This window comes from Calothrix sp. CBUCES-K 9914 (assembly GCF_059640475.1).
In genome coordinates this window covers 1-6,986 of sequence record NZ_JBXXZH010000367.1, presented here as the reverse complement: position 1 = coordinate 6,986, position 6,986 = coordinate 1, and the positions used below count along the sequence as shown (strand labels likewise).

Annotated in this window: 4 protein-coding genes; 2 read left to right on the top strand and 2 right to left on the bottom strand. The window is 38.6% G+C overall.

Annotated elements, in window-relative coordinates:
- Window positions 1–329: 329 nt before the first annotated feature.
- Together AC2JBO_RS41415 and AC2JBO_RS41410 are read right to left on the bottom strand one after the other, a co-directional pair.
- Entirely contained in the window at window positions 330–1,892 is a 1,563-nt protein-coding gene (locus tag AC2JBO_RS41415) for a hypothetical protein (protein ID WP_496959446.1), read from the bottom strand.
- Window positions 1,893–1,966: 74 nt separating this feature from the next.
- On the bottom strand, window positions 1,967–2,881 hold the full coding sequence (locus AC2JBO_RS41410) for an alpha/beta fold hydrolase (RefSeq protein WP_496959445.1): 915 nt from the start codon (window positions 2,879–2,881) through the stop codon (window positions 1,967–1,969).
- Window positions 2,882–3,365: 484 nt separating this feature from the next.
- On the opposite strand from AC2JBO_RS41410, the gene infC reads away from it, so the two are divergent.
- Both infC and AC2JBO_RS41400 read left to right on the top strand, forming a co-directional pair.
- Entirely contained in the window at window positions 3,366–3,899 is a 534-nt protein-coding gene (gene infC, locus AC2JBO_RS41405) for a translation initiation factor IF-3 (protein ID WP_496959444.1), read from the top strand.
- Window positions 3,900–4,070: 171 nt separating this feature from the next.
- On the top strand, window positions 4,071–6,986 hold a 2,916-nt coding region (locus AC2JBO_RS41400; RefSeq protein ID WP_496959443.1), incomplete at its 3' end, for an MFS transporter.

The following is a 6,986-nucleotide window of genomic DNA, read 5'->3' as shown; positions in this document are numbered from 1 at the left end:
CCAGGGCAATATTACAAACAAAACCCTTCTCTTCTGATATACAAAGAGAAGGCTTTTGTTTTTTGCTTTGTTGGCGCCCATGCTTTGATATACCGTATTTTTACGCTTTATCCTTATATATAGCAATCCTAAATTATTTGTGAAAAAATAGGCTGAATAAATTTACCACAGAGTACACAGAGTAAGAGGGAACAGAGGTTTTACAACTCAAGAACGGAATGTTATATATTGTATTAGGCGCCCTAGACTTGATTAAATCATGAGTAGCGTTACTGCATGAAAGAAATCGGCGTATTTAAGTGACAGAACATAAATATTTATAAATACATTTAAATATCTGATAAAGATTTAATAGCTTTGAGTTTGTTGATAGTCTCCATATCTGGAGCTTTGCTACCTACTGCTTGTTCAAAAACCCGAATGTTTTGAGAGTTATTAAAATAATTTGGATATTCAGCTAAAATTGTAGAAGCGTAAGTTTCAATGCATTTAGTTTCTAAAACAAATATATCGTTAAATAATAAACCAGAAATCGGTTCACTAAGCTGTGTGTATTGAGAAATTAATTCTCCTTCTCGACCAATAAAGCAGTTAGACCGTCGGATAGCGCGTAAAATTTCTTCAGACAAAGCTTTTGATATCTGTAATTTCTCAGCAATTCTATTCCTAATCTCATTAAATGTTAATGGCTCCTCCATAGAAGCAATAGTTCCAATTAATTCTTTAATAACATTAGAACGGTGTTCTGGAGAAGGACGCAATTTTTTGTGATTCAAAAACGTGTATAACTGCTCTGTACTAAAAACGGTATCTCGCGTTAAATCAAATTCAGAAGCAATAGTCAATCCTAAACTATTAGCAACACAGTTCGTTAGATTATTAAGATTGATAACAGTAATATTATTGTTGTTACGATTCCAATCTTCAGTCTCGCTATCAGTTAGTGATAAAGTTACTAAAAACGCCCGGTTTTTTGATAAATTTAGGCGCCTTCTTTTTGAATGCTCATTGATTTGATTAAGATATACGTTACTTTTGTCACCCGTTTTAACTTCAAATAAAATTAATTGATTGTCAACTAAGAATAAAGCATCAAGCTCATAATACTTAGACTCTTCAAAAGAATAACTGACATGAGGATTAATTAAATACTCAAACTGAATATTATGCTGTGAAAGCAAATAACAAATTTTATATACAACATATTTTTCTAACCATCCTCCCTCAAAAAAACTTCTAACCCTAGTATCTCCACTGTGCGGTTGAAAACGAATTCGTTTATCAGATTTAATATACTTAGAAGTCCATAATCCTTTACTTTCTAAAATACCTCTAAACCGAAGACAAATATTATCATCTTCTTCATTACCTAACAGCTTATACGAAAAACCTCCTTGCATATCACCACTTATACTCGCTTTCATTTTTCGATAAAGCGGAGCTAATGCTAAATAATTCTCTCCCATGAATACGGCTATATCACATAAATCATCTTTCTCTAACTGCTTGTAAGGCAACCTAAGACTAACTTTTAATCTATTTAACTCAGAAATTAATTTATCAGTTTCAGTAATCGTAATTTGTGGAGATATTGCATCCACTAGATTTAAAACAGGTTGCTGGTGCTGAAGTTGATAAAACCTCTCTAAACTCTCTACCTTCAATTCCAGGTTAGCGTGGGCAGTCGCTAAATGTCTAAGCTCTCTGACTAATTGCTCGGTTTTACTTCTGTCTTCTCGAATACTAAATACAGCCATAGAAGCGCTCGCAATAGCACTACTAAATACTGCTGCACTAGTTTTGAACGAAGGTGATAAAATAGCTGCAACAGTACCGAAACCGAGAGTTACAGAAAAAGTAGCTAAGGTAGATTTTAAGGATTTTGGCTGCATTGTAAGAACGTTATTCTAATTTTTGCGACATCTCTCCCAAAGAGTGATTTCTTTTCGTTGTCTTAATAAAGAACTTACACAAGACAAACTAAAGTTTTATCAACCCAATCTAAAATCACTTGATTTACTTCGTCTGGGCTTTCATCATGGGGACAATGCCCAACATTATCTAAGTTCAGTATTTGTAAATTATTATTGTATTGCGCGAATATAGGCGCCAATGCAGGAGGAACGAATCGGTCTTTCTTTCCCCACACCAATAACATCGGTATATTTAAAGTCGGCAAAATCGCTTTGACGCTAGGACTAAAATTGGCGCCAATGCTAGCCTTGAACAAAGCAGTAAAAGCACGGACACTACCTCGGTCATTAGTTGGACCCGCAATAATATCAATTAATTCATCCGTAATCGCTTCTGGGTTAGCATATGCAAGTGCTGCCCAACGACGTAATACTCCTGGTTGACGAAGAAAATAAAATAAAGGCTTAAGGAACATGGGTGAAGCAACAAAGCTCTTGATTGCCATAACAGTTGGGCGCAACAATGGAGGTATTGCCTCTTGCTCTAATGATGGGTCAGGTAAACTCATCATTACCAAACCTTTTACCATCTCAGGATGGGCAGCAGCAGCAGTTATAGAAACTAGTGAACCCAACGAATTCCCAACTATAACAATTGGCTTGCGAATAAAACCTTTCCAAAAGTCGTATACTTGTTCAGCCCAAAGATTAACACTGTAGTTAACAGGAGCTTTCTCGCTGGCGCCCCATCCCAGCATATCAAGCGCGTACACCGTATGACGCTCGCTCAGTACCTCTAAATTTTGGCGCCAATGACCAATAGAAGCACCAAAACCATGCAAAAGAATGATGGGTATCTCTTCACGGGTGCTGTTTAAACAGCGAATATACGTATAGCGAGTTTGCCACCCTCGCCAAACCCAATCACGCTGCAAACCCACTCTGTGCTGCCACAAAGATTCTACCATTTACGTCCTCCTTCATTAATTTTTGTAAACTACTTTAAAATTGAAGAGGCATTATTACCAGTCACTATATCTATTCTAAGTAAATTAATCTGTGTATGTTTGCAAATCCCGACAAAACATACTTTGCTCAAACGCGATTAAAATTATTTATTTTAGCAATCAGTAACACACAAAACTCTTAATTAAGTATATTTACGTAGAAAAACAGAAGCCAATTATCAAGTAGTAGGTGTTACAATAGTCAATAATGACCGACGTTATGTAACGCGCGGTTAACAATTTGACAGAAATTGGGTTGGAGTTAGTAGAATAACAAGTATAGCTGGATAGAGCTAACACAAATTTATATTTGGTTCGTTAGCAACCCTAGGATTATAGCTTGTTCCTCAAAAACATTCAATAATCTTGGTTATTTAGCTTTGACTGTTGTATACACTCACTAAAAATAGCCAAAATCTTAGCAAATAGCTCTTAAAAATCATACATGCCTGTGATTGAAAAAAGAAGAAGTCGCGACCTACCCCAAATTAACGAACGAATTCGCTTCCCGAAAATTCGGGTCATTGATACCGATGGCGCGCAGCTGGGAATTTTAACACCGAACGAGGCATTACAGCTAGCAGAAGAAAAAGAGTTAGACTTAGTGCTTCTCTCGGATAAAGCAGAACCGCCTGTGTGCCGAATCATGGACTATGGCAAATACAAGTTTGAGCAAGAGAAGAAAGCGCGCGAAGCGAGGAAGAAGCAGCATACAGCTGATGTGAAAGAAGTTAAGATGCGCTATAAAATAGAAGACCACGACTATAATGTGCGCGTCAAACAAGCAGAGCGGTTTTTGAAAGATGGGGACAAGGTGAAAGCCACCGTTATGTTCCGAGGTCGAGAAATTCAACACAGTGATTTAGCAGAGGAGTTGCTAAAGCGCATGGCGAACGACTTGGAACCAGTCGGTGAAGTGCAGCAAATGCCCAAAAAAGAGGGCAGGAATATGATGATGCTAATATCGCCGAAAAAATAGTGGTTAGTAGCGCGCGTACTTGAAATCACAGTTGTAATTACATAGCTAGTTATTCTCGTATTTCGCGTTCATAGCAAAAATTTAAATAAAAAGTGATAGTCCTGGGCGCTGAGTGGGAAAAATAATACTCAGTAGCTCAGGACTTTTGTCATAGACATAAAGTAGAACCGCATGGAATTTAAACATCATTGGTCAGTGCCCATGTTGGGCAAAACCCTAAACGAGCAAATCTTGGCGATTGTCAACCTACGTCCAGAGGAGAGTCGGCGCACATGGCTAATGTTGGCGTTTTATACAACAACGTCAGTGGGACTACGTTGGACGGAAGACAGTACAGTAGCGCTATTTTTGGGAAAATATGGCGCCAACTCGCTGCCTTTAATTTATCTTGCCAGTGCTTTCATGGGCACGTTATTGGTTTTTTTTTACTCCCGTCTGCAACAGTTGTTTCGCTTGCGTTATGTAATAGTAGGAATTGCGCCATGCATGTTCTTACCGCTGTTGGTACTGCGTCTAGGTCTAGAAATTCCTTATCTCGCGGTAGCGACTGTATTTCTATTGCGGTTATGGGTTGATGCGTTTTATGTTCTCAACGATCTTAATACTTCCATTGCTGCCAACCACATCTTTAATATTCGTGAGATTAAGCGAGCATATCCGATAATTAGCAGTGGGCTTTTGGTTGCGGACATTTTTAGTGGTTTTAGTTTGCCGCTGCTATTAACATTTGTTGGACTCAAAAACGTTATTATTCCTGTCTCAGCAATTTTTATTGCTGCAGGCGCCTTGATGCTGTTTTACTTGAGTCATGAAAACAAAGGTTCATTTCCCGAACAGTCATTAAAATCTGTTTCAGTACCGCGCACACGACCGCAGCTTTCAGGAAAGCTTCGACGCTACTCGTTAGCGCTATTTGGCTTTTTTGGACTATTACAAATAATTAACATATTAATCGACTTTCAATATCTAACTCAAATCGAAATCACTTATAGTGGTCAAGAAATAGCAAGCTTTTTAGGGATATTTAGTGGCGTAACTGGGATATGCGAACTATTGATGCAGTTTTTTGTGTCAAGTCGAGTTCTGGAAAGGTTTGGAGTCTTCTTTACTACGGGGACATTACCAACTTGCATTGCAGTCCTACTGCCTCTATTAATTGTGTCATTAGGTTTGCTACCAATTACACAAGGGGAAAACTTCTTTTGGGGTTTAGTAATATTAAAATTTATAGACGAACTGCTGCGCTATACATTTGTTGTTAGTGGTAATCCTTTACTATTTCAGCCGATTCCAGAGAAATTCCGCTCGAATGTCCAAATCTTATCGGGGGGTATCGCAGAAGCTTGGGGTACAGGTATTGCGGGTTTTGTAATTTTCAGTACGCTTTGGTTAGGAGCATCCCGAATTCCCTTATCGCTGAATTGGATATTGGTAATCGAAACAACAATCGTCGCAATTATCTGTTTAGGGTTGCTTTGGATACTACGATTTCTTTACGTAGACTTGTTGGTTTTGAGTGCAGGACGGGGAAAACTTACAGGCGCCGATGTGGATGTGCGTACATTCAAACAAGCGATAGCTAAAGCATTGAAAGAGTCTGGTACGGAAAGTGACAAGCGTTCATGTATCGAGTTGATATCTCAAATTGACCAACAAGGAGCAGCAGAAGTACTGGCGCCGTTATTAACCAAACTACCAAGTACTCTACAAATACCCTGTTTAGAAGCAATGCTAAATGCAGGAGCAACAAAAACGTACTTACCGCAAGTCAACTCATTACTCAAACTACCTCAAACCGAAATTAACCCCGAAGTATTCGCGCTAGTGTTGCGTTATGTTTGGCTAGCAGAAGATAATCCTAATTTAAGTAGACTCGAACAATTTCTAAACGAGGAAGAACATCCAATAATTCGCGCGACTGCTGCATCACTACTGTTACGACAAGGAACAACGCAGCAAAAAGTTGCAGGAACTCGCACTCTCAAAGCGATGCTAACGAGTTTGAACGAACGTGAGCGGATAGACGCGGTTAGAGCATTAAGCAGTGGTGTTTATTTACAAACACTACGGCTTTTAATTCCAAATTTGTTAGAAGACAAATCATTGCGGGTGCGCTGTGCAATGTTAGAAATGATAGCAGCGACACGTTTAGAAGATTACTATCCAGCCCTTTTAGGAGGACTTTACTACAAATCAACGCGCGCAGTTGCAATGCGTGCCATCGTCAAACTTGAAAACGAAGCATTACCAATCGTATTGAGTTTAGCAACAAATCCCCATAAACCTGAGATAGTGCGAATGTATGCGTGGCGAACGATAGGAGAAATTTCCACATGGGAAGCGATGGATACATTGTGGAAAAACCTGGAAACATCGAAGGGTAAAGACCGCGACCGTATTCTTCGTAGCTTGCTCAAACGTCATGAGAAAGAAGGAATTTTAGGTTTAGTCGATAAATCGTATGAAACCCAGGTAGAAAGATTAATCGATGAGGAGATAATGTTATTGGGCGAGATATACGCTGGATATAGGGACTTAGAAACACAAGGGAAAGTCTACGCTGATTACTTGGAATATAAAACGCGCGAATTTGTTACTGACTATTTATCTAGCCGTAAAGTAATGGCAATATGTGAATTATTAAAGCGCGCGTTGCTTGATTTAGAGATTGATATTAAAGAACGGTTATTGCTGCTTCTAAAGTTACTTTATTCTCAAGATAAGATTCAAGCAGCCGCAGCTAATGTGTTATCTGAATCATCAAAAAATCTAGGAAGAGGCTTAGAAATACTAGAACATACAGTGACATTGCCAAACAAATCGCTGTTACTAATTATTTTAGATAAACGTGATGTCCGACAAAAACTTCAAGCATTAATAGAAGCTAAACTTTGTAAATACGAGCAAATGGTAGTCAGTGATAGAATTCGACATTTACTGACCCTTGAAACATCACTCTCTGACTGGTGTTTAGCATGTTGCCTTCATTTCGCTGTTGGAGCGCGTATTCGTCTAACTACTGACCAAATTATTGAAAACTTGCGTCATCCGACCAGCTTTGTACGCGAAGCAGCTATTTGTTATTTA